Below are 23686 nucleotides of genomic sequence, written 5' to 3' on the forward strand. Positions count from 1 at the left end.
GGATCGTTAAATTTTGGTGAACCGGAGCGCACCCTAGGTTCCGTAGCGGCGTTGGCGTCCGGCATAGTCCCTGAGCGCCCGCAGGAAGTCGACTTTGCGGAAGGCAGGCCACAAGGCCTCGCAGAAGTAGAACTCGCTGTAGGCGCTTTGCCACATAAGGAATCCTGAGAGCCGCTGCTCGCCTGAAGTGCGGATCACCAGGTCCGGATCCGGCTGGCCGCGGGTGTAGAGGAAGCGGGAGATGTCGTCCACCGAAAGTTCATCTGCGACGTCGGACATATTGCGTCCCTTGGCGACGGCGTCGTGCAGGAGTTCCCTCACGGCGTCGACGATTTCGCGGCGGCCGCCATAGCCCACCGCGACGTTCACGTGGATCTTTTCCTGGATAGGCGTCCGGGCAGTCAGTTTGTTGAGCCGCTCGGCCAAGTAGTCAGGGAGGAGTTCGGGGGCGCCCATGGCGTGGACGGAGACGTCTTCGTCTTCGTCGAGGCGGTCCATGGTGTTGGCGATGATGCCCATGAGCAGGTCCAGCTCTTCACCGGAGCGGTTCATGTTGTCCGTGGAGAGCATGTACAGCGTGACTACCTTGACGCCGAGCTCCTGGCACCAGCCGAGGAATTCGTGGATTTTGTCTGCGCCGGCCTGGTGTCCCTGGCTCGTGGGTGCGTTGAACTGGCGGGCCCACCGACGGTTGCCGTCCACCATGACACCGATGTGCCTTGGGATCTGGTCCTGTTTGAGTGTTCGCTGGAGTTTGCGCTCGTAGAAGCCATAGAGGAAACCGGGCAGCTCCACCGGACTCTCACCTGACTTCCTTGCTTGTACGACGACGGCGCACATCCAAGGCTACCTTCCCCAGCTGCCAGGCCGGTGCAGAAGCCGGTCAAAATCCTTTCGCCGCTTGTTACCCTGAAGTAACTTACCGGAACGTAAGTTATTGTTTAATCATGGCTGAGCTCCTTGAAACCAAGCCCCTCTGGCGGGGATGGATCCACGCGGTTGCCGCTCCTTTCGCACTCGCAGCGGGAATTGTCCTGGTGACGGTTGCCCCTACCACTGACCGCAAGATCACCTCCGCCATCTATGCTTTGACGGGCTTTCTGCTGTTCGGCGTCAGCGCCGTTTACCACCGCGGGAACTGGTCCCCCAAAGTCCGCATGATCCTCAAGCGGCTGGACCACACGAACATCATGCTGGTCATTGCCGGCAGCTACACCCCGCTGGCCTGGTCCTTGCTGGAGCGCTCCGAGGCTGTCACCTTGTTGTGGCTCGTGTGGTCCGGGGCAATCATTGGCGTGCTCTTCCGGATCCTGTGGACGCATGCTCCGCGCTGGCTGTACGTTCCCGTCTACATCGCCTTGGGCTGCGGAGCGTTGTTCTACTTGCCGCAGTTCTTTGCCGCCAACGCCGCTGCCGCGGTCCTTATCTGCGTCGGAGGAGCCCTCTACATTGCAGGTGCGGTGTTTTATGCGATCAAGAAACCGAACTTCAGCGTGCAGCATTTCGGCTTCCACGAGCTCTTCCACGCCTTCACGGTGCTGGCTTTTGCAGCCCACTTCATCGCGATCATGATGGCAGTACTGAGCTAGGTTCCGAGGATAGGGGCCGAAGGTTCCGAGGATAGGGGCCGAAGGTTCCGAGCCCTGGGCATTGCTTGCCCAGGGCAAACCGCTACCGGTGGTGTCAGCGTGCTCCGGGAGCGGCGTCGCCGTTCTCATCTGCCGCGTCGCCGGCCTCAGCAGCCACGCGCGCTTCCTCTACCTGCGCCCGGTACCGGACACGACGGATCCGCCGCACCATGTCCACAATCAGGAACGTGGTGAGAATGACGATGAAGGCCGTGAGGACGAAGCCCCACGTTCCCGGCGTCACCTGGTCCTCGGACAGGCCGGGACGCAGCGTGCCCGAGGGGTTGGGCGACGGAGTGACGGTCAGGGCGAGAATCAAGTGGTGCACGTTCAAAACCTTCTATGGGGGCTGATGCATGCCGACAGGCAGCGCGTAGCCGGAAGCTGGTTGGCCATACGGCAATTTCTACGAGCGATAGAAACTACCGGCGGTCCTATCTTATCCCTGCGAACAGGTCCTTCTCCGGCAGCTCGGACGGGACAGCGGACTTGATGAGGGTGTAGTCCTCCCACGGCCATGCCGTCCGCTGCAGATCCGGTGAAACTGCGAAGAAGAAACCGAGCGGATCGATCTGCGTCCGGTGGGCCCGAAGTGCGTCATCCCTCGCTTCGAAGAAGTCGCCGCAGTTCACCTGGGTGGTGGTCTGGTGTCCGGGGACCGGCGGAGTGTGGCCCTCGGCGTCGGCTTCCAACCATGCGGCAAGCCGTTCGGCGTAGGGAGACTGCAACCCTGCTTCTTCCAACGCAAAGTGCAGGGCCCGGAACCGCTCCGGGCTGAAGGCGCGGTCGTAGTAGAGCTTGCTCGGTGCCCACGGCTCCCCCATGCCGGGGTAACGTTCAGGGTCACCGGCAGCATCGAAGGCTTCCACAGCCACTTTGTGGGCCATGATGTGGTCCGGGTGCGGGTAACCGCCGTTTTCGTCGTAGCTCACGATCACGTGCGGTTTGAAGCTTCGGACAAGCCTGACCAAGGGCGCCGAGGCACGCTCCAGCGGCTGGAGTGCGAAGCAACCCGGCGGCAACGGCGGAAGGGGGTCCCCCTCCGGCAGGCCCGAGTCCACAAATCCGAGCCAACGCTGCTGGATTCCCAGTACCGACGCCGCGTTCGCCATTTCAAGGCGCCGGGCCCCGGCCATATCCCGCTTGGGATGCGGATCGGTTTCCATGGCCGGGTTCTGGATGTCACCGCGTGAGCCATCCGTGCACGTAGCGACCATGACGTCCACGCCCGCGGCGGCGTACATCGCCATGGTTGCCGCGCCCTTGCTGGACTCATCATCCGGATGGGCGTGGACGGCGAGCAGCCGCAGCTGCTGGTCGGAACTGCTGGACGCTGTCACGTGACGGCTCCTCTTTCATGTATCAAGCTGGTGGGGCGGTGATGGGGCGCCGGGATCGGCACTAAACTGGACGGGTGACTTCAGAGGACCTATCGGCCACCCAAGTACCGGCAAGCACCAGCCTAGCCAATCGCTACGGCGGTCAAAAGCGCGCCATGGCCCGCAAAACCAAGCGGAACATCGTCATCGTCGCACTGGTCATAGGGATTGTGTTCGCGGCATGGGTCGCAACGTCGTCGGCTCAGGCGCCAGTTACGTTCAAGGACATTGGCTACAGCACGGTGGATGGCACCCAGGCCGAAGTGGATTACCAAGTCACCAAGTACCCCGGAGCCACCGCGAAATGCGCCATCAAGGCCATGGACTCCAAGTTCGCGGTGGTCGGCTGGAAGGTTGTGGAAATCGGGCCCAACCAGCCCGAAGAGAGTGCCGACGGCGGCAGCACCACCGTCCAACGCACTGTCTTGCGTACCGAGTCCCCGGCCGTCTCCGGCGTCGTGGACAGCTGCTGGATCGTGGACAGCGGTAAATAACAATCATGTGACCCACGACTCAACCGGTTTGGGTTCGTCCAAAGGATTTACTACAATGGATGAAACCTTCACCCCGTTAAGTTGGTTACTGAGTTCCACTAGTGGCCATCTCGGCGGGGTCTTTTGCATTGTCAGATCTAGAGGAGAAATCCGTGTCTACCACCAATAGCGCCACTGCGGCTTGGCTTACCCAGGAAGCTTTCGATCGCTTGCAGGCTGAGCTGGACCACCTTTCCGGCGCTGGCCGGGCGGAAATCGTCCAGAAGATCGAAGCTGCCCGCCAGGAAGGCGACCTCAAGGAAAACGGCGGCTACCACGCAGCCAAGGAAGAGCAGGGCAAGATCGAGGCCCGCATCCGCCAGCTCACCGCACTCCTGCGCGATGCCCAGGTTGGCGAAGCCCCGGCTGATGACGGAATCGTTGAGCCGGGCATGCTGGTTGTTGCCCGCATCGCCGGCGACGAAGAGACGTTCCTCCTCGGCTCCCGCGAAATCGCCGGGGACTCGGATCTGGATGTCTTCAGCGAGAAGTCCCCCCTGGGTGCCGCCATCATCGGCCACAAGGAAGGCGACAGCCTGAGCTACGTCGCTCCCAACGGCAAGGAAATCCCGGTGGAAATCGTTTCCGCCAAGCCTTACGTCGCCTAAGCAGCGGCTCGAAATACACGACGCCGGCCCACCCCTTCGCGGGGCGGGCCGGCGTTTTCGTGTGGGCACCCAACTGGGTCGCAGTTCAGGTCGTTCCCAGCGCTGGGGAACGACCTGAACTGAGACTTACTTGGGTCAGAGGGCGGCGGGCGTGGGCTTGGGACGCAACAGGACCGCGGCGATGATGCCACCGACGGCACCTCCGAGGTGCGCCTGCCAGGACACGTAGCCCATGACAGTGGGCAGGACCCCGAAGAGGATGCTGCCGTAGGCCATGAAAAGCACCACGGAGAGCAGGATCTGCCACCAGTTCCGGTTGAAGAAGCCCCGAACCAGCAGGAACGCAAAGAATCCGAACACCAAGCCCGATGCGCCGACGGTCACCCCTCCCCCGCCAATCAGCCACACCGCCAGTCCAGATCCGAGCCAGCTGAACGCCAGTGCCGTGATGAACACACGGATGCCGGACATAAACACCAGGAAGCCGAAAATGATCAGCGGCAGGGTGTTGGAGAGCAAGTGGTTGAAGTTCGCGTGCAGCAATGGGAACGTCAGGATGTCCAGCACGCCATCCATGGAGCGGGAGCGCAGGCCAAAGGTGGAGTTCAGGCCATGCCGCATCAACGTGTTGAGGATCTCGATGACGTAGAGCAGGATCACGAAGCCGCCCATGAACAGCAGTCCGCCCTTGGCCCGCCCGGCGAGGGACTCCTGGGCCTCTTCCTTTGAACCTTCAGGCGTTCCAAGCACCATGTGCGCTCCTCCGGTCAGTGCACCACGATGGGCTGGAAGCCCTCGGCCCGCAGTGCGCCGAGAACCTGCTCCCCGTGTTCGTGGCCTTTGGTTTCCAGGTTGATGGTGATGGAGACGTCCCCCATGCTGATGGAACCGCCCAAACGGGTGTGGTCCAGTCCAGTGACGTTGGCATCGTTTTCGGCAATGATGCGCGCGATCGTGGCCAGCGAACCGGGACGGTCATCCAGCATCATGCGGACGGTCATGAAACGGCCTGCGGCCGACAAACCGCGCTGGATGACTTTGAGCATGAGCATGGGATCGATGTTGCCGCCGGACAGCACGACGGCGGTGTTCCCCGGGTTCTCGATCTTGCCATCCATCAGCGCGGCTACTCCGACGGCACCGGCGGGCTCAACCACCATTTTGGCCCGCTCGAGAAGGAAGATCAGCGCCCGGGCAAGGGAGTCTTCGCTGACAGTGACAACATCGTCCACGAGCTCGCGGATGATGCTGAAGGGCAGCTGTCCGGGCCGGCCGACTGCGATGCCGTCCGCCATGGTGGTGACCTTCTTGAGCGGCACCAGGGCGTCAGCGGCCAGCGACGGCGGGTAGGCCGCCGCGTTTTCGGCCTGGACACCGATGACGCGGATTTCCCGGCCAAGTTCCTTGGCCCTGGCTTTGATGGCCACGGCCACGCCGGCCAGCAGTCCACCGCCCCCAACGCCCATGAGGATGGTGTCCACGTTGGGAATCTGGTCCAGGATCTCCAGTCCGATGGTGCCTTGGCCGGCAACAACGTCCACGTTGTCAAAGGGGTGCACAAAGACGGCGCCTGTTTCGTTGGCGTACCGTTGTGCTTCGGCCAGTGCCTCGTCCACGTTGTGGCCGTGCAGGATGACTTCAGCGCCGTGGCTGCGCGTGGCGGCCAGCTTGGGAAGCGCAACACCGAGGGGCATGTAGATGCGGGCATTGATGCCCAGGCTCTTCGCAGCTACCGCGACGCCTTGGGCGTGGTTACCGGCGGAGGCCGCCACCACGCCACGCTTCTTTTCGTCTTCCGTCAGCCGGGCCATGCGCACGTAGGCGCCGCGAACCTTGAAGGAGCCTGCGCGCTGCAGGTTCTCACATTTGAAGAAGACGTTGCCGCCCACGAGGCTGCCCAGGGCACGGGACGACTCCACCGGAGTCTTGGTAATAATGCCCTCGAGCAGCTCCTGCGCCTTGAGGACATCGTCCAGCGTGACGGGCAGGGTTTCGAGGGTATTCACTGACTATTCTCCTTTGGTGGTGTCGGCGGCAGGGTCCTCAGCAGAGGGGCGTCCTGCGGCCTTGTTCTTGCCTGCGATGCCTCTTCCGAGGCGGGATTCGGGCTTGGGGAGGTGAACCTCCTTGAAGTTGGCGTCTTCGGCCGGCCCCGCAGAAGCGGTAGCCGGTTGAAGCTCCAAACCGCCCAATCCTTCATCATGTTCCCACGTCCGCCCGGCAATGTACCGAACCGCCGTATTTACTACGGCGAGCAACGGGACCGCGAACAGTGCTCCCGGGATGCCTGCGAGGTAGGAGCCCGCGGCCACCGAGAGGATCACGGCTACGGGGTGCAGCGACACGGCCTTGCCCATCACCAGCGGCTGCAGGATGTGGCTTTCGAGCTGCTGGACCAGCAGGACGATTGCCAGCATGATGAGCGCGTTGATGGGCCCGTTGGCTACCAGCGCAAGAAGCACCGCAATGGCTCCCGTAACAAGGGCACCCACTACCGGGATGAAGGAGCCGATGAACACCAGGACTGCCAGGGGAAGTGCCAGGGGAACCTGGATGATGGCCGCACCCACGCCAATCCCCACAGCATCCACGAACGCCACGAACATTTGGATACGCACGTAGCTGACCATGGACGTCCACCCACGACGCCCGGCGCCGTCAGTGGCCTTTCGCGCGGTCCTGGGCAGGAGACGGACCAGGAAGGCCCAAATGCGGCTGCCCTCGAGCAGGAAGAAGATGAGGATGAAGAGTGCCAGGACGAGTCCCGCGGCAAAGTGTCCGGCGGTGCTGCCAAAGGACAGGGCGCCACTGAGGATGCTGCTGCTGTTGTTTTGCAGCGCGTTGGCGCCATCCGCAATGTACTGGTCGATTTGGTCTGCCGTCAGGTGGAGGGGACCATCTGCCAACCACGTCTGGATCTGTTGGATTCCGGCCAAGGCCTCCTGCCAGAGCTCGCCGAAGCCGGAGGCAAGCTGCCTTCCCACCAGGGCGAGCGCGCCGGCGATGACGCCGATGAAGGCCACCACGGTGATGGCGACGGCAGCCCCGTTAGGCACCTTGCGGCCGCGGAGCCAGGCCACCACCGGATACAGCAGGCCGGCCAGGAGGGCAGCCACCATGACCGGGATGATGAGGAAGCTGACCTTGCCCAGCAGCCAGACCAAGGCGCCGATCATGAGCAAGATCAGTCCTGCCCGCCACGACCAGGCAGCAGCAATGCGCACCCCGTAGGGGATGTCTTCGGCAATTTGGCGGTCAGAGCGGGATTTGGCGTCCGGTGTTGGCGTCATGAACCCATAATTCCGTAGGCCACGCCGTATGGGAAACCGGCCCGCGCGGCAGGCATAAAAACGCCTAGAGGGATGCGGTGATCCCCCACGTCATCGAGAACGTCTCAGCAGGGGCCAGCCACCGCAGCCCGTCGCCGCTGTTGAAGGCGTTCGCCGGGCCGGTCATAGGTTCAATGGCAACTGCTTTGGAGCGGCCGGGGAAGGTGTCGGTGACGAAAACGTGGACGTATCGGCAGTTCTCGTCCTGCTCGAGGCTCACGCTGCGCCCATCCGGCGCGGTCAGCGTGTGGCGGGCCACGCCGCCGTCGTACGTCAGGTCCGTCAAGGCGACATCAATCAACAGATTCCCGACGGCGGTACCGACTGAGAGGTCGTACTCGCCCTCCACCGCAGCGGTGCTGCGGGGAATCAGTCGCTCGTCGGCCACCAGCCGGGTCTTTGCCTGCACCCTCAGGACCAGGTCCTCTGGGGCGACGTCCCCAAGGCGAAGGTATGGATGCGCTCCGAGAACAAAGGGCGCACTCTCCTGGGAATCATTGACCAAGGACTGCCAGACGCGGAGGTCCAAAGCTTCATCCAGCTCGTAGCGAACCTGGTGCCTTACCAGGAAGGGGTAGCCGTGCTGCGGAAAAACGGTGGCCTCCAGCGTCACGGAGAACTCGGACTCGTCCACCAGGGAATACGCAGTGTTGCGCAGCAGGCCGTGGCTGGCGTTGTTGCGTGGGACCTCGGTGATGTCGAGCTGCTGCTTCCGGCCGTCGAGGTGCCAGACGCCGTCTTCCACCCTGTTTGCCCAGGGCGCCAGGGTGATGCCCGTGGCGCCGGGAGGAATCTCTTCGTCGCCGTAGCTTTCCGTCAGCTGCACGCCGCCCTTGGAATAGAGCCGCAGGCCTGCCGCGAGCTCGGTAATGACGGCGAGCGCATCGCCGCGACGGATTTCGAATTGACGGCCGGTGGCGAAACGGCGGGGTTCGGATTGGAGTGCGTTTTCAGCAGGCGATGGCGAGGCAGGCATGGCAATACCGTACTGCATGACGGAAACCGCCCCGATTCCCGAATGTTAGCTTTTGTTAGAAACTATGCGTTTTTGGTCACTTGTGGAATGATGGATCCATGAGTCGCATCACCAGCACCCGCCTCGCGGACAGCCGCGAGCTGATCTACTTCGACGACCCCCGAACCCCGGAGCGAACACCGGAATCACTGGTGGACCACCGCGAGCTTCCGGCGCGCGGAGAGCCCGGCGAAGTCAGGTATGACGCCCTGTCAGGTGACTGGGTGGCAGTAGCGGCCCACCGCCAGGCCCGCACGCACCTTCCCCCTGCCGACCAGTGCCCCATTTGCCCCACGACCGCAGCGAATCCTTCGGAAATTCCGGCCTCGGACTATGACGTCGTGGTGTTCGAGAACCGCTTCCCGTCACTGGGACCGGCCCTTGGCGACATTCCCCCGCTCCCGGCACCGGGCACCAGCGGCCATGGCACTACCGGCCCCGCCTACGGCCGCTGCGAAGTAGTCGCCTTCACCCCGAAGCACACGGGCTCCTTCGCTGAGCTTGGCGAGACGCGCGCCCGCACGGTCATTGAGGCCTGGGCGCAGCGGACGGAGGCGCTCAGCGCACTGCCGGGCATCAAGCAGGTATTCCCCTTCGAGAACCGCGGCGCGGACATCGGCGTCACCCTCCACCACCCGCACGGCCAGATCTACGCCTACCCGTACGTCACGCCGCGCGCCGCCCAGCTTGGCGCCGTGGCCCGGAAGTATTACGACGACGTCGACGCTAAGGAAACGCTGGCGGCCTCGCTCCTCAGGGCCGAACGTGAAGACGGCAGCCGCATGGTGCTGGAGGCCGAACACTTCAGTGCCTACGTCCCCTTTGCAGCGCGTTGGCCCCTGGAAATCCATTTGGTCCCCCACCGCAGCGTCCCTGACCTTGCGGCCCTTACGGGCGAAGAACGCGATGAGCTCTCGCACGTCTACCTTGACCTGCTCAAGCGCCTCGACTCCCTCTACCCCACGCCCATGCCGTACATCTCGGCATGGCACCAAGCACCGCTGGATCCGGCACTTCGTCCTGCGGGCCAGCTTCACCTGCAGCTGACCTCGCCCCGCCGCGCTGCCGATAAGCTCAAGTACCTGGCCGGCTCAGAGGCCGCCATGGGAGCGTTCATCAACGACACCACCCCGGAAGCCGTTGCGGAGCGCCTCCGCAGCGTCGCCGCAGCACCGGCATCGCCCAAGACCCTGGAAGGCACCCGAGCATGACCACCACGACAGATACCGGCGTCCTCGCCGCCCGCTTCCAGGAAACGTTTGGCGCAGCTCCCGACGGCGTGTGGCAGGCACCGGGCCGCGTCAACCTCATCGGCGAGCATACGGACTACAACGAAGGCTTTGTGTTGCCCTTCGCCATCGACAAGACCGCCAAAGTGGCGTTGCGGGTACGCGACGACTCCACGGTGCGCTTGCTGTCCATGTTCGGTGGCCATGGTTTGGTGGAAGCTGACCTCTCCGAGCTGGAGCCGGGCACGGGAGAAGGCTGGTCCCGCTACCCGCTCGGTGTTGCCTGGGCGTTGAAGGAGCGCGGCATCGACGTGCCCGGCTTCGACCTCCTGCTCGACTCCGATGTGCCCTTGGGCGCTGGCCTCTCTTCCTCCCACGCCATTGAGTGCGCCGTCATCAGCGCCCTGAATGATGTGACCGGAGCCGGCCTTCCGGCCGAGGAACTGGTGCTGGCTACCCAGCGCGCCGAAAACGTGTACGTTGGCGCACCCACTGGAATCATGGACCAGTCAGCCTCCCTGCGCGGTGCCAAGGGACAGGCCGTCTTCCTGGACTGCCGCGACCAGCACGTGGACCTGGTCCCGTTCGACGCAGAGGCCTCAGGGCTCGTGCTGCTGGTCATCGACACCAAGGTGTCGCACTCGCACGCCGACGGCGGTTATGCCTCCCGTCGCGCTTCCTGCGAGTTGGGCGCCGAAATCCTCGGGGTCAAAGCACTGCGCGACGTCGGCGTTGAACGTTTGGAGGAGGCCTCCGGGTTGCTGGATGAGACCACGTTGAAACGCGTCCGCCATGTCGTCACCGAAAACGACCGCGTGCTGCAGACCGTGGAAGTCCTGGGCAGCCAGGGTCCCGCCAGCATCGGTGGCCTTTTGGATGCCAGCCACGTTTCGATGCGCGACGACTTTGAGATCTCCTGCCCTGAGCTGGACCTCGCCGTGGACACCGCGCGAGCCAACGGCGCCATCGGCGCCCGCATGACCGGCGGCGGTTTCGGTGGCTCAGCCATCGCACTTACTCCAGTGGGCCAGGAGCAGCAGGTGCGGGACGCCGTCGTGCGTTCCTTCTCGGAGGCGGGCTACACCGCACCGGACATCTTCACCGTGACTCCGGCGGCGGGCGCCCGTCGTTTGGCCTGACGTCAACCCGCTTTCCAGCAACCGCCCGGCGCCCCTACAGGCGCCGGGCGTAAGCTGTGGCCATGACTGAGGCTGTGATTGTTTCCACTGCCCGAAGCCCTATTGGCCGGGCTTTCAAAGGCTCGCTCAAGGACGAACGCCCCGACGACCTCGCAACCGCCATGGTGCAGGCCGCCCTCGCCAAGATCCCCGGTTTTGACCCCGCCTTGGACGACGGACGAGGCCTGGACGACCTCCTCCTGGGCTGTGCAGAACCCAGCGGAGAAGCCGGGTCCAACATGGCCCGCGTGGTTGCCGTCCTCGCGGGGCTCGACCGAGTTCCGGCGGCCACCATCAACCGTTTCTGTGCATCGAGCCTGCAAACCCTGCGAATGGCCTTCCACGCCATCAAATCCGGTGAGGCCAACGCGATCGTCTCCGCCGGAGTGGAGAGTGTCTCCCGATACCAGAATTGGGCGGGCGCCGGCGAAACGGATACCGCCAACCACAACCCACTCTTCGAATCGGCGGCCCAACGCACGGCGTCCCGTGCAGCGTCCAACATTCCGTGGACCGATCCCCGACTGGGCGGCCGCTTGCCGGACATTTACCTTTCCATGGGCCAGACCGCCGAGAACGTCGCCACCAGCTACGGCATCAGCCGGACCGAGCAGGACGAGTGGGGCGTACTGAGCCAAAACCGCGCCGAGGCTGCCATCGCTTCAGGCTTCTACGCCCGGGACATCACGCCGTACACCCGCAAAGACGGCACAGTGGTGGCGCGGGACGACTCTCCCCGTGCGGGCGTAACCCTCGAAGCAGTATCAGCGCTGCAGCCCGTCTTCCGCCCCGAGGGGACGGTCACCGCCGGCAATGCGTGCCCCCTCAACGACGGCGCCGCGGCGGTGGTTGTCATGAGCGATACCCGGGCACGCGAACTGGGCCTGGAGCCCCTGGCCCGCGTGGTGTCTACCGGCGTGAGCGCCCTCTCCCCCGAACTGATGGGCATGGGGCCCGTGGAGTCCTCCCGGCGTGCATTGGCGTTGGCTGGGATGACCATGAACGACATCGACCTCGTGGAGCTCAACGAAGCCTTCGCCGTGCAGGTGGTGGCAAGTGCGCGTGAGCTGGGCATCGACCCCGCCAAGCTCAACGTCCATGGTGGCGCCATCGCCCTGGGACACCCCTTTGGCATGACCGGTGCGCGGATGACCAGCACGTTGCTCAACGGACTGAAGGAGCGGGACGGAACGTTGGGGCTTGCCACGCTCTGTGTTGGCGGCGGGCAGGGAATGGCCGTGGTTTTCGAGCGCCTGAGCTAGGCCGATGGCTGGCCCGGACACAAAAATGCCCCCGAAGACTCTTCGGGGGCATTTCAGGTGTGACGAACTCCGGTGGAGTTAGTCGTCGCCTCGCAGAATTGCCAGCAGGCGGATGATTTCAACGTAGAGCCAAACCAGGGTAACCGTCAGGCCGAAGGCCGCAACCCAGGAGTAACGCTCCGGGGCGCCGGCGCGGACGCCTTCTTCGATGCTGGTGAAGTCCATGATCAGCGAGAAGGCTGCAAGGCCAATGGCCAGGATGCCGATGAAGACACCCAGCGGAATGCCGGCAATCGTCATGCTGGTGCGCAGGCCGAAAGGCTCCTGCACGGCGCCGGTCCACATCATCACCATGTTGATCAGGGCGAAGACTGCGTAACCGATGGTGGCGATCATGAAGAAGCGCACCATCTTGGGGGTGGCGCGGACCTTGCCGCTCTTGAACAGCACCAGGGTGACGCCGAAGACGGCCAGCGTGCCGATGACGGCCTGGAGGCCGACGCCGGGGTACATGCCATCCAGGATGCGGGTGAGGCCGCCGAGGAACAGGCCCTCAAGACCGGCATAGGCGAGAATCAGTGCCGGTGACGGCTGCTTCTTGAAGGTGTTGACCAGGGCGAGAACGAATCCGCCCAGCGCACCAACGATCATGAGCATGGTGGAGAGGCCGGGAGCGACGAACAGCGTGACGCCGGCTCCAAGAACCAGGACCACGAGGCAGGCGACGGTCTTCATGATGACGTCGTCGTAGGTCATGCGCCCGGTGTCGGCGGGACCAGCCGAGGGCTGGTTGTACATCTGCTGCAGCTGCTCGTTGGTCATGTTCTGCTGCTGGGCAGACCAAGCGGCCTGGCCGTCCATCACCTGGCCAGGCGCCCGTCCGGGTGCCTGGTTAAACTGCTGGCCGTACGGGTTCTGCGGTACAGGCGGGGCCTGCTTTGCTCCACGGAAATTCTTTCCGTTGAAGACTGGGTTTCCGCCAAGTGCCATTGCGGGTGTCCTCCTGAAAAAGGGCTAAGTGATAATTCACGGTACCAATTACCACGCGCGCGCGGGAGGGAAAGTTCCCTTGTTCACCCAGACGAAACGCAACCGTGACACGAAAACGCCAGAGTGGCAGGGACGGGTATCAGCCTGACCGTTTAGAAACACCCTCAAACAACAAAGGTTTACTTAAGCCCAGCTACATCACAAGTTGCCTATAGCTTCACAGTTGTTATCCGATCGCGATGTTTGCACCCCCGAACTGGGCGTTTATTCAGCCCACCGAGCGGTAACATAGGCCACACATGGGTGACTTAGATCACAATCGAGGCAGCTAGGCAAGAACTGTTCACAAGCCCCATTTACCGTTCGCACCGGCTGCAAAGGCGCAGCCGGGACCACCCCCACTGTGGAGGTTTCCATTTTGAGAAGCACACTGCGCGACCCGTCCATCAGACGGTCCAAGGGACTGCAGAGAGTCGTGGGGGCGTTTTTCGCAGCCCTCATCGCCGCCCTGCTGATCGCCGCCCCTTCGGCACAGGCAACCACCCCTTCGCCTTCGCCGTCACCGACGACATTCCAGAACAACATCAGCGGTTTCCTCCGCGACGACGCCCGGGCCCCCATACCGGGCGTCAAGGTCAAGGCCTCAGGCAACGGGTTCGAAGGTGAAGCAACCTCCGGAGCCAATGGAGCGTGGACCATCGGTGTTCCTGTCCAGGGCACCTACACCATCGAGCTGGATACCTCCACCTTGCCGGAGGGCATCGCACTGGCCGAGGGCCAGGACAATCCCCGCGATGTCACGTTCAGCCAGACCTCCAACCTGTCGGTGATCTTCGCCTTTGGCGAGGGCATCGTGGTCCAACAGCAAGACTTTGGCCAAAACCTGCTGAACCGGCTTGTTGCGGGCCTGAGCTTCGGCCTCCTCCTTGCCCTCGCCTCCGTTGGCCTCTCCTTGATCTTCGGAACCACGGGCCTGACCAACTTCGCCCATGGCGAGATGGTGACACTGGGCGCCGTCCTCGTCTTCATGTTCAACGGTTTCGGACTCCCCTTCTGGCTGGCGATCCTGCTGGCACTGGTAGGCGGGGGGCTCTTCGGCTACGTCCAGGACGCCGGACTCTGGCGTCCACTCAGGAAGCGCGGCTCCGGCCTCGTCCCGATGATGATCGTCAGCATCGGCCTCGCATTGGCCATCCGCTACGTCATCCAGTTCTTCTTCGGCGGCGCGACACAGCAGCTGCCCGGCGCGCAAAGCGCAGAGATCCAGATCGGGCCTGTGTCCATCTCGCCGAACAACCTCTGGTCGCTGATCATCAGTGCTGTGGTCATCGCCTTGATCGGCATCGTCCTGCTGAAGACCCGCCTTGGCAAGGCAACCCGCGCTGTAGCGGACAACCCCGCACTGGCAGCCGCGTCGGGCATCGACGTCGACTCCGTGATCCGCATTGTCTGGATCGTCGGCGGTGTCCTTGCCTCCCTCGGTGGCATCCTGTGGGCGTACTACCGCCCAGGTGTCACCTTCGACATGGGCTCGCAGATCCTGCTTCTCATCTTCGCCGGCGTGACGCTGGGTGGTTTGGGAACCGTCTTCGGTGCCCTGATCGGCTCGATCGTCGTCGGCATCTTCGTGGAACTGACTACCGTGTTCGGCCTTCCTGCCGACCTCAAGTACGTCGGTGCACTGTTCATCATGATTGTTGTTCTTCTGTTCCGACCGCAGGGTATCCTCGGCCGGCGTGAGCGTGTGGGTTAGGAGCGGGCCATGGACTTCGGATTCATTTTCTCCAGCGCCCTTGGCGAATTGTTCAGCCCGACGACGGCGGCGTACGCACTTGCCGCTTTGGGCCTCGCGGTTCACTTCGGCTACTCAGGCCTGCTGAACTTCGGCCAGGCCGGCTTCATGGCCGTTGGCGCCTACGGTTTCGCCATCTCAACCCTGAGCTTCGATGCCCCGTTCTTCCTCGCATTGATCATCTCGGTTCTGTGCTCGGTGATTTTCGCCTTCATCCTCGGTATTCCCACCCTCCGGCTTCGTGCCGACTACCTGGCCATCGTCACCATCGCGGCGGCGGAAATTGTCCGTTACGTGGTCACCACCAACCAGCTCACCAGCGTGACAGGCTCGGCCAACGGTTTGGCAGCGTTTGAGAACACGTTCTATGCCATGAACCCCTTCCCCGAAGGGTCCTACATGGGCATGAACAACCGCGACTTCTTCATCCGCGTGGTCGGCTGGGGACTCGTGATCGTGTGCTGTGTGCTGGTATGGCTTCTGATGCGCAGCCCCTGGGGCCGCGTCCTGAAGGGCATCCGCGAAGACGAGAACGCCGTGCGCTCGCTCGGCAAGAACGTTTACGCCTACAAGATGCAGGCACTGATCATCGGTGGTGTGCTGGGCGCTTTGGCGGGCATGATCTTCACGCTCCCCCGCGGCGCTGTCCAACCGTCCAACTACGGCACGGAACTGACGTTCTTCCTGTGGACCTGCCTCCTCCTCGGTGGCATGGCCACTGTCCTGGGGCCGGTCATCGGAGCCATGATCTTCTGGGTTGTCCTGTCGCTGACCCAGAGCCTGCTCTACGGCCTTATCGAATCAGGGGCAGTCACCTGGCTGACCACCGTCCAGGCCGGCCAGTTGCGCTACATCCTGGTGGGCGTTGCGCTGATGCTCCTGATGATCTTCCGCCCGCAAGGCGTCTTCGGCAATAAGAAGGAGCTTGCTTTCGCATGAGTGAGACCAACGAACGCAATACCGAAAATATCGACTACATGACCGATTCGCGGCCCATCGCCGTCGGGGAAAACACTCCCGGCTGCAAGAAGCGCGATCCCATTGTGGTGGCAGAGGACGTCACCCGGTCCTTTGGCGGCATCAACGCAGTGGACGTCGAGTACCTCGAGATCCCGCGCCACAAGATCACCGCTTTGATCGGCCCCAACGGTGCAGGCAAGACCACCCTGTTCAACCTGCTCACGGGCTTTGACACGCCCAACACGGGCAAGTGGCAGTTCGAAGGCAACAGCCTCGCCGGTGTTTCCTCCTACAAAGTGGCCCGTATGGGCATGGTCCGCACGTTCCAGCTGACCAAGGTGATGGGCAAGCTGACCGTCATGGAGAACATGCGCCTCGGCGCAGCCGACCAGCCAGGTGAACGGCTCTCCAAGGCCCTGTTCAAGGGCATGTGGGGAGGCCGCGAGAAGGAAATCACGGCCCAGGCCAACATCCTGTTGGAGAAGTTCAAGCTGGATGCCAAGAAGGACGACTACGCCGCCTCCCTCTCGGGTGGACAGCGAAAGCTGCTGGAAATGGCACGTTCCCTGATGGTGCGGCCCAAGCTGGTGATGCTCGATGAGCCCATGGCCGGCGTGAACCCCGCGCTGACGCAGTCGCTGCTGGACCACATCAAGAACCTGAAGGCTGAGGGCATGACAGTGCTCTTTGTTGAGCACGACATGAACATGGTCCGGCACATCGCTGACTGGGTTGTGGTCATGGCGGAAGGCAAGGTGGTGGCTGAAGGCCCTCCGGGCGAAGTCATGAAGAACCCTGCCGTCATCGACGCCTATCTGGGCGCCCACCACGACGTGGACCTCGGCGACGCAGAGGGCATTAAGGTGCTCGAGGCAGAACTTGAGGCCGACGAAGAGTCGGTGGTGGGTACTGAAGACGCCGGCATCCTCTCCGACATTGTCGAAACCAAGAAGGAGGATGGGAAATGAGCAGCACAGCCGCAATGCCCGCCTCGGCAGATGCCCCCGCTGGCGATTCGGTCGTCAAAGTCACCAACCTCGTGGCCGGGTACATTCCCGGCGTCAACATCCTCAATGGATGCAGCATCGAGGCCCGCAAGGGTGAGTTGATCGGCATCATCGGCCCGAACGGCGCCGGCAAGTCCACCCTCCTGAAGGCCATGTTCGGCCTCGTAAAGGTCCACTCCGGCACCGTCGTGGTCCGAGGGCAGGACCTCACGGGTTTGAAGGCCAACAAACTGGTCACCCAAGGGGTCGGCTTCGTTCCGCAGACCAACAACGTGTTCGCTGCGCTGACCATCGAAGAGAACCTCCAGATGGGCATGTTCCAACGGCCGAAGGACTTCTCTGAGCGGTTCGACTTTGTCACCAGCCTTTTCCCGGAGCTGGGAAAACGGCGTGCCCAGCGGGCAGGGTCACTCTCCGGAGGTGAACGCCAGATGGTGGCCATGGGCCGGGCGCTCATGATGGATCCGGCCGTGCTCCTCCTCGACGAGCCGTCGGCAGGCCTCTCCCCCGTCAAACAGGACGAGACCTTCCTCAGGGTCCACGAGATCAACCGTGCCGGCGTCTCGGTCATCATGGTGGAACAGAACGCCCGCCGCTGCCTGCAGATCTGCGACCGCGGCTATGTGCTGGACCAGGGCAAGGACGCATACACGGGTACCGGTCGTGAGCTCATGAAGGACCCCAAGGTCATTCAGCTCTACCTGGGCACCCTGGCCGACGAGGTCTAACTGCGTCAGTCCCGAAGGCCTGGTTCCGGTGTCGCACCGGAACCAGGCCTTCGGTGTTTTCAGCCGCGTCCCTCAAACGTCGCGCTGCTGCTGTTCCGCGGGACCACCACATGCACCGCATTCCGTTCAACAGTGAAGTCGGTGGGTGTGCTGGTGGCGATCTCGCCGTCGAGGTTTACCGGCAGCGGCGGAGTGGTGACCAGCCTGACACTCCGGCTGGTGAGGTGGTACACCTGCTCGTTTTCTACAAATCTGCCGTTCTTGAGCGAACGCGCGATCCTTGCCTGCTGCCGCAGGGGCGCAGCCAGAATCGCATAGATGTCCAAGGTGTGATCGTCGATCCCGGCGGTCGGAGAGACCGCGTTGCCGCCGCCGTAGTACCTTCCGTTTCCCACTGCCACCTGAAGCAGGTTCTCCAGCTCCACGGGTTCGTGATCCCCTTCCGGAAATTCAAGGCGGGCCTGGAAGGGCTTGTGGCCGGCGAAGGAGCGCAGCGTAGCCACTCCATATGCCAAGGGCCCGATGAGGCGCTTGAGGCGCGGACTGAGGGCTTGGGTGACTGCCACGGACAGGCCGGCTGAAGCCACGTTGAGGAAGGGCCGGCCGTTGGCCCGCCCGAGGTCGATGTCCACCACTTTCCCCTCCGCGAGGGCAGCGCATGCCCGGCTCAGGTCCGGAGGGATTTCCAGCGTCCGGGCCAGGTCATTGGCGGTGCCCAGTGGAAGGACGCCCAGCACCACGTCCTTACCCGCCACCAGTCCTGCCGCGGAGGCAACAGTTCCGTCGCCTCCCCCAACCACCACAAGATCGTGACCTTCGTTAACGGCCCGTTCCAGGGTCCGGCCGAGGTCCCCGCCTTCAGGCACCGCATACACAGCGGAGACCGGGAGTTCCGCCTTAGCCAGGCTTTCGGCCACCAGCTTCTGGGCAGTGGAACCTTTGCGTGAACCGGCGTTGATGACCACGGCGATGGAGCGTGCTTCCCGGGTTAGCTTCATGAGGACATGGTAGGTCGGCCGCCTGTGTGATGGCCGCGTTAACCCGGAACAGGCCCCCTTCCACGTGAGGAAGGGGGCCTGTTACCGACTGCGGTTTAGATCAGCTGCGGCTTAGAGCTTGCCGAACTCTTCACGGACCGGCTTGTAGGTGTTGTCGTCCTGGTATTCGTAGATACCGATGTACGCCTCGGTGGGGTCACCGGCGTCGGAGAACGTGACAGGACCGGACTGGCCGTCGTAGTCGATGTCCTTGCCCTCGCGGAGCAACGTGACACAGGCTGCGAAGCTGGTGCACTTCTCGCCGCCTTCAGAGACTTCCTTCAGCTTGGCTGCGATGTCCGTACCCTTGGTGCTCTTGGCGGCTTCAGAGGCCAGCGAGATCAGGTTCACGGCATCGTAGGACTCGCCTGCGTAGCTGTAGTCCTTCAGGGCGGGATCAATCGCAAGGAGCTTCTTCTTGAAGTCGTCCTTGGCGAACGTACCGGGAATGGTTCCCTGTGCGCCCTTCATGGTGCCGGCCTGGAAGTCCTTGCTGTAGTCCGAGGTGTTGCCATCAACCATGAACAGCTGCGTGGGCTTGATACCCTTGCCGGTGATCAGGGGCACGATGCTCTTGGCCTGGTCAAAGGTAATCAGGGCGATGGCGTCCGGCTTGGCTGCGAGGACCTTATCCACCTGGCTGCTGAACTGGGAGTCACCCTCGTTGAAGAGTTCTTCAGCAACTACCTTGCCGCCGGCAGCCTCGAAGGCTTCCTTGACGTTCTTCTGGAGTCCGGTGCCGTAGGCGTCGTTCAGAACGATCATGCCAACAGTCTGGGCACCACAGGTAGCCATGTAGTTTCCAAGGACCTTGCCCTGCAGGACGTCGGACGGTGCAGTGCGCCAGTAGAGGCCCTTGTCGTCCCACGTGGTGAAGTCAGGCGAGGTGTTGGCGGGCGAGAAGTGGATGACGCCGGCGCCGGTGATCTGGTTGATGACCGTCTTGGAAACACCCGAGGATGCCGCACCGATGACAGCGCTCACGCCCTGGCCCAGGAGGGCCGTGGTGGACTGGGTGGCAATGTCCGTCTTGGTGTCACCGGAATCGCGGTGAACCACAGAGACAGGGGCGCCCAGGACGCCACCGGCGTCGTTGACTTCCTTGATGCCGAGGTTGACACCGGCAATTTCGGGCGGGCCGAGGAACGCCAGCGACCCCGTCGTCGGCAGGAGCGATCCAAGTTTCAGCGGTGCGTCAGTGGTGGTGGTCGAGGGAGGTACTGGTCCCGTGGTGGTGGCAGCCTGGCTGTTGCCGGCTCCCGCCCCGCCGCTCGGTGCCGGGCAGGAGATGCCTGCTGCGGCGGCGGAAGAAGACCCAGTCTGGGTAGGAGTCGAAGACCCACCACAAGCTGTGGCCAAGAGAGCGACCCCAATGCCAAGCGCGGTTAGCTTGGCGGCTCGGGGCGCCGCTGGGGAAAGATCAAACATTCGTTGTCTCCTCGATCGAAAGGTGCGAACTGCCTTTGATGCGATTACTCAGGTGTTCCTGATTAAGACTCAAACTAATGCAATTGGGCGGCGAACATAAGTGATTCAGGTCACATCCCTATAACACTCGTTGCCTGTGGGGAATCTACGAGCCAGCTGGGAATTTGCGCGGAAGATGACACACACACAGCGGAAGGGAGAATAAGCTCTCACCTGCCGTCCGTGCCCCAGGTGGGACTCGAACCCACAACACGCGGATTTTAAGTCTCAGTGTGGGGCGTGCGCGTGGGTGCGGGTAGGTGCAAATGTCCCGGAATCACGCGGAATCCGGATGCGCTGATGTGCGGTGAGGTGCGTCCGCATTTTTGCTAATGGCAACCAAGATGGCAACCAAACCAGCCTATGGTGATGGGCGTGGAAGTAGGTTTGTAAAGCAGTCAACATCCGTACGGATTAGAGCAGTCCTTGATGGAGCCCGGACTCGCGATTGGTCCGCTCTAAAACCCTGTCTGCATAGTCCCGCAAATGCTCCCAGACTTCACTGTCCCCGGCGGACGCACGCTCCCGAATCTCGCGAACCAAGGAGGTGGGCGCCTTAGGGTTCGAGACAATCCTCCCGAGAGCGTGAGCGTCACCGCACGACGCCGCCCATGCCAGCTGCTCAACAGTGACGTCGGGTCGGCCCATGATTCCGAGGATGACTTCGCGGTGAGCGTTGGGTGTCATAAGTGCAGCCAGGACTTCCGGCTTCACAATCGATCGGGAAAGGACCGTGGACGCTGCGCGCCAGTCGCCGGCCAGCGCTTGGGCCTCGTATTTCTCGGCGTCGTAGTTGCTCATCCCTCCATGATGCCAACACAATGGGCATGACCCAGACGCGAATTATCAGGAGACAACCATGATCAAAGCAGGCGACCCATTCCCTCTTGACCCCGCACATGTGGGGGACTGTGACGGCACGCACCAGAACGGTCCGTGGCTTGCAGCCTGTGTGCTCGACACTGGCCACGCAGGCCAGCACGTAGCATCTGATGGCGAAAAAGCCGTGGCAGTCTGGGGCTGACAGACAGCTATGCCTACTTGGGATATTTGGGCCGAGGGCCAACATGGATCTGGTGACGAGGGGACCGCGTTGCAGCTCAACCAGGAACCAATCCCCGCTGAAACTTTCGACGAGGCGGTCTTGAAGCACATTGCTTCTGTTCAGAGTGAGGCTGGCAGTTCCGCCCACTTCTACCGTCAAGACGACGGGACGTGGACGCTTTGGAACAACCGACTTTATCCGGATGAGCAGTCAGCCTTGCGCACTCACTAATTGATGCACACAACAAAAGGAACCCCCACCCGATCTAGGGTGGGGGTTCCTTTTGTTGGTACGATTGCGCGCATGGGAACCCCACACAACACCACCGAACAAGAGCGCGCCGACGTTGAAGCCGAAGCAATGTTTCTCATCGGGCCGATGGATCCCGACGAGCTCAACGTTCGCGCTTATGAATTTCCGGCAGGGAACTAGTTCGCCCACCCCTTGCCACGATGGTAGCGTGCGAAGAATAGCGCCATTACAGCCGCCACTTCCGGACGGAAGTGAGTTGTGTCGTTCGCTGAATAGAGCTGCGGCGGGATGCGCCCATCATTCATCGCGGCCGTATCAGCAGGCGTAGGCGTGAACCCAGCTTCTGCCAGTGCAGTCGTGGAAAGATAACGGTAGAGGTCCGCGAACTTCCCCGGGTACATCGCCCGCAGCCTGTCATTGACCTCCTTTACCGCCTGAAGCCCAGGGGTTCCGTTCGTTTCTGTCGTGGTCGCGGTGACACCGGCAAGGCAGACGTTCTTGAATCGCGGTGTTGCCCATTCAAGGATCCTGGAAATGTTCGCCACAATGTGGTCCGGCTTTGTTTGTTCCATTCCGGTGCCGCCGAACGTGAGGTCATTGCGGCCCACAAGGACTGTCAGGGTGTCGCCGGCACAGTCAGTCTGCGCTCCAGTGAATCTCGCCCGGCCAGAGACGGCAACAGCCGTACCTGATGTTGAACGAGTGAATGACCACGTGTTCCCAACGGTCCACGTAAGCGTCCCGGAAACGCCAGCCAGGGTCCCGGGCCAAGCATTCGTTGTAGCAAAGTCGAACACCTGTGCGGTGGTCAAAGCGACAGTGCCACTCGCTGGGATCTGGTTGCCAGCCACCGCAAAGTAAGGCTGGTGCGCTCCGATTCGAATCATCATCTCATCAGTCGTGTCACCCGAACGGCCGTAGTTCCGGACCGTGATACCCAGCTCGACGCCCATCTTCGTGGGCCAGTCCTGGCCTGGCGCCCAAGGTCCATTGATGTCACCACCCTCCACCACGGAGTCGCCCAGGGCCGTTGAGACTGTGCGGCTTGGTTCGGTGAGCGAACCACTGTCAGTGACCCACGACGCCGGGTAGACGTTTGAGAGGGACATCCTTCGGGAAATCTTCGGGCCGGTCGCAGACCACTCAGTCACTTCCTGCTCGGAGATTCCGTTGACCGCCGAGAGCTGTGTGACGCGAACGTGGAAAGGCTGGGTGGTTCCGTTGGGCTTCCCCGTCACTCCGGTCACGACCGGCGACGTTTCCGCCTTGTACTCCCCGGAGGCTAACAGAGTGTCCAGGGTGGAAGTTGCTGTCAGCTGTATTGCCCGGCCAGCTTCGATCTTCCATGCAGGCCACGACCCGTCAAGATTCTGTGGCTGCACCCATTGAGTGCCAGCGGTTGCAGTGCCCCACTCAGTAGCTCGAAGAGTCACGCGAGAGGCTGTTGCTGGCAAGACCTCGATATGCCCCGCGAACCCGCCCGGCGTAGGCGGAAGGTTCGTGTGAGTCGCGGCGTTCGTGATTGAGTCCAGAGTGTAAATACCCGGAGTTACTACCGTGTGCCAGTTCGTGCCGTTGGGAACAGTGCCCATCAGCATCTTGGCAGTCTCCCACGATGACGGGTAGACGTTGGAAACAGACTGTCGAGTGAAGGATCGGCTTAGCCCTCCAGTCCAGTACATGTTGACGTTCTGTTGGAGAACTCCGTTAGCAGTCGAGGACGGCACGACGGTGACGTTGCCTGGGTTTACAAACCCTGGAGGACCGCCCACGAGTGACGCGGCAATGGTTCCAGTCGGGACAGGGTAGATACCCGGCACCGTTAGGGTATTGAGGTTTGCTCCGGCGGTCAGGGCCGGCATGACCTTCAGGAGTCCCGCAGTTGACTGGGCGAGGTTCGCAGCTGCCTGGGAGACAGTTGGGTCCTCTGCAATTGCTGCAGCAACAAGAGGCGTTACCTTGAGCCCCAGCAGATCGTTTATCACGCCCGATGATTCGGGCCCGTCAGCGATGGCCTGGGCCACGGCGGAGTCGTTGAGGTCTAGAGGGTCACCCTCGAACCCGGCGAGGGATTCAAGGGTGACCAGTCGCGCGCGTTCTTCCTGGTGAAGGCCCTGTGCCACCAGCGCGTTATCGGCGATGAGGTTGTCCCCGTTCCGTACGGGGTCGTCGCCGTCGGGAACTTTGAAGCCCAACGGCGTCTCTTCTACAGCCACAAGGGCCTCCTATTCAGTTGTGAGTCTGGGG

Annotated in this window: 24 protein-coding genes; 12 read left to right on the forward strand and 12 right to left on the reverse strand. The window is 62.6% G+C overall.

The window, feature by feature from the left end:
* Positions 1-33: 33 nt before the first annotated feature.
* Complete coding sequence (locus ACSSVG_RS03090) at positions 34-840, reverse strand: isoprenyl transferase (protein WP_492417198.1); 807 nt, start codon at positions 838-840, stop codon at positions 34-36.
* A gap of 107 nt (positions 841-947) precedes the next feature.
* Here ACSSVG_RS03090 and trhA point away from each other — a divergent pair, with 107 nt between their 5' ends.
* A complete protein-coding gene (gene trhA, locus ACSSVG_RS03095) occupies positions 948-1589 on the forward strand; it encodes a PAQR family membrane homeostasis protein TrhA (protein WP_492417199.1) in 642 nt (213 codons plus the stop codon).
* Positions 1590-1683: 94 nt separating this feature from the next.
* Here the strand turns inward: trhA and ACSSVG_RS03100 are convergent, their stop codons facing one another.
* The gene (locus tag ACSSVG_RS03100) at positions 1684-1956 is read right to left on the reverse strand and encodes a hypothetical protein (RefSeq protein WP_231342082.1); all 273 of its coding nucleotides are present in this window, start codon (positions 1954-1956) and stop codon (positions 1684-1686) included.
* A gap of 106 nt (positions 1957-2062) precedes the next feature.
* Positions 2063-2968, reverse strand: a complete 906-nt coding sequence (gene mca, locus ACSSVG_RS03105) for a mycothiol conjugate amidase Mca (RefSeq protein ID WP_492417201.1) — start codon at positions 2966-2968, stop codon at positions 2063-2065.
* 74 nt (positions 2969-3042) lie between these two features.
* On the opposite strand from mca, the gene ACSSVG_RS03110 reads away from it, so the two are divergent.
* Positions 3043-3501: a DUF4307 domain-containing protein gene (locus ACSSVG_RS03110; protein ID WP_231342087.1), complete on the forward strand. Its 459-nt coding sequence runs from the start codon at positions 3043-3045 to the stop codon at positions 3499-3501.
* A gap of 152 nt (positions 3502-3653) precedes the next feature.
* Entirely contained in the window at positions 3654-4148 is a 495-nt protein-coding gene (gene greA / locus ACSSVG_RS03115) for a transcription elongation factor GreA (RefSeq protein ID WP_026542824.1), read from the forward strand.
* Positions 4149-4283: 135 nt separating this feature from the next.
* Here the strand turns inward: greA and ACSSVG_RS03120 are convergent, their stop codons facing one another.
* The 4 genes from ACSSVG_RS03120 to ACSSVG_RS03135 form a co-directional block, all read right to left on the reverse strand.
* The gene (locus ACSSVG_RS03120) at positions 4284-4901 is read right to left on the reverse strand and encodes a rhomboid family intramembrane serine protease (RefSeq protein WP_492417204.1); all 618 of its coding nucleotides are present in this window, start codon (positions 4899-4901) and stop codon (positions 4284-4286) included.
* A gap of 14 nt (positions 4902-4915) precedes the next feature.
* Positions 4916-6154 carry a threonine ammonia-lyase gene (gene ilvA / locus ACSSVG_RS03125; RefSeq protein WP_089594164.1) on the reverse strand — a complete coding sequence of 413 codons (1239 nt, stop codon included), beginning with the start codon at positions 6152-6154 and terminating at the stop codon, positions 4916-4918.
* Between the two features lie 3 nt (positions 6155-6157).
* A complete protein-coding gene (locus ACSSVG_RS03130) occupies positions 6158-7438 on the reverse strand; it encodes an AI-2E family transporter (protein WP_231342090.1) in 1281 nt (426 codons plus the stop codon).
* A 64-nt stretch (positions 7439-7502) separates the two neighbouring features.
* Complete coding sequence (locus tag ACSSVG_RS03135) at positions 7503-8453, reverse strand: aldose 1-epimerase family protein (protein WP_492417207.1); 951 nt, start codon at positions 8451-8453, stop codon at positions 7503-7505.
* 98 nt (positions 8454-8551) lie between these two features.
* Between ACSSVG_RS03135 and galT the strand changes: the two genes are divergently transcribed.
* From galT to ACSSVG_RS03150, 3 genes are all read left to right on the forward strand, one after another.
* Complete coding sequence (galT, locus tag ACSSVG_RS03140) at positions 8552-9703, forward strand: galactose-1-phosphate uridylyltransferase (protein ID WP_492417209.1); 1152 nt, start codon at positions 8552-8554, stop codon at positions 9701-9703.
* Positions 9700-10860, forward strand: a complete 1161-nt coding sequence (galK, locus tag ACSSVG_RS03145; protein ID WP_231342096.1) for a galactokinase — start codon at positions 9700-9702, stop codon at positions 10858-10860. Before galT ends, galK begins: the two co-directional genes overlap by 4 nt.
* Before the next feature lie 62 nt (positions 10861-10922).
* Positions 10923-12161, forward strand: coding sequence for an acetyl-CoA C-acetyltransferase (locus tag ACSSVG_RS03150; protein WP_492417211.1), 1239 nt, complete (start codon positions 10923-10925; stop codon positions 12159-12161).
* A gap of 78 nt (positions 12162-12239) precedes the next feature.
* Here the strand turns inward: ACSSVG_RS03150 and ACSSVG_RS03155 are convergent, their stop codons facing one another.
* Positions 12240-13151, reverse strand: a complete 912-nt coding sequence (locus ACSSVG_RS03155) for a Bax inhibitor-1/YccA family protein (protein ID WP_492417213.1) — start codon at positions 13149-13151, stop codon at positions 12240-12242.
* Between the two features lie 418 nt (positions 13152-13569).
* Between ACSSVG_RS03155 and ACSSVG_RS03160 the strand changes: the two genes are divergently transcribed.
* The 4 genes from ACSSVG_RS03160 to ACSSVG_RS03175 are packed head-to-tail and all read left to right on the forward strand — an operon-like array spanning position 13570 to position 17638.
* On the forward strand, positions 13570-14904 hold the full coding sequence (locus ACSSVG_RS03160; RefSeq protein WP_256491201.1) for a branched-chain amino acid ABC transporter permease: 1335 nt from the start codon (positions 13570-13572) through the stop codon (positions 14902-14904).
* A gap of 9 nt (positions 14905-14913) precedes the next feature.
* Positions 14914-15882 carry a branched-chain amino acid ABC transporter permease gene (locus ACSSVG_RS03165; RefSeq protein ID WP_159698011.1) on the forward strand — a complete coding sequence of 323 codons (969 nt, stop codon included), beginning with the start codon at positions 14914-14916 and terminating at the stop codon, positions 15880-15882.
* Positions 15879-16871, forward strand: a complete 993-nt coding sequence (locus ACSSVG_RS03170) for an ABC transporter ATP-binding protein (protein WP_231342103.1) — start codon at positions 15879-15881, stop codon at positions 16869-16871. The genes ACSSVG_RS03165 and ACSSVG_RS03170 overlap by 4 nt, the downstream gene beginning before the upstream one ends.
* On the forward strand, positions 16868-17638 hold the full coding sequence (locus tag ACSSVG_RS03175; RefSeq protein WP_159698017.1) for an ABC transporter ATP-binding protein: 771 nt from the start codon (positions 16868-16870) through the stop codon (positions 17636-17638). Before ACSSVG_RS03170 ends, ACSSVG_RS03175 begins: the two co-directional genes overlap by 4 nt.
* A 59-nt stretch (positions 17639-17697) precedes the next feature.
* On the opposite strand, the gene ACSSVG_RS03180 is transcribed toward ACSSVG_RS03175, so the two are convergent.
* From ACSSVG_RS03180 to ACSSVG_RS03190, 3 genes are all read right to left on the reverse strand, one after another.
* Complete coding sequence (locus ACSSVG_RS03180; protein WP_492417216.1) at positions 17698-18636, reverse strand: lipid kinase; 939 nt, start codon at positions 18634-18636, stop codon at positions 17698-17700.
* 111 nt (positions 18637-18747) lie between these two features.
* Positions 18748-20103, reverse strand: a complete 1356-nt coding sequence (locus tag ACSSVG_RS03185) for an ABC transporter substrate-binding protein (protein WP_231342432.1) — start codon at positions 20101-20103, stop codon at positions 18748-18750.
* A gap of 453 nt (positions 20104-20556) precedes the next feature.
* A complete protein-coding gene (locus ACSSVG_RS03190) occupies positions 20557-20943 on the reverse strand; it encodes a hypothetical protein (RefSeq protein WP_492417218.1) in 387 nt (128 codons plus the stop codon).
* Positions 20944-21001: 58 nt separating this feature from the next.
* Here ACSSVG_RS03190 and ACSSVG_RS03195 point away from each other — a divergent pair, with 58 nt between their 5' ends.
* Together ACSSVG_RS03195 and ACSSVG_RS03200 are read left to right on the forward strand one after the other, a co-directional pair.
* A complete protein-coding gene (locus ACSSVG_RS03195) occupies positions 21002-21166 on the forward strand; it encodes a hypothetical protein (RefSeq protein ID WP_492417220.1) in 165 nt (54 codons plus the stop codon).
* A 324-nt stretch (positions 21167-21490) separates the two neighbouring features.
* Positions 21491-21619: a hypothetical protein gene (locus tag ACSSVG_RS03200; RefSeq protein WP_492417222.1), complete on the forward strand. Its 129-nt coding sequence runs from the start codon at positions 21491-21493 to the stop codon at positions 21617-21619.
* On the opposite strand, the gene ACSSVG_RS03205 is transcribed toward ACSSVG_RS03200, so the two are convergent.
* Positions 21616-23655: a hypothetical protein gene (locus tag ACSSVG_RS03205; protein WP_492417224.1), complete on the reverse strand. Its 2040-nt coding sequence runs from the start codon at positions 23653-23655 to the stop codon at positions 21616-21618. The genes ACSSVG_RS03200 and ACSSVG_RS03205 overlap by 4 nt on opposite strands.
* Positions 23656-23686 lie beyond the last annotated feature (31 nt).

It is taken from the genome of Paenarthrobacter sp. E2MeOHC11, assembly GCF_058744955.1.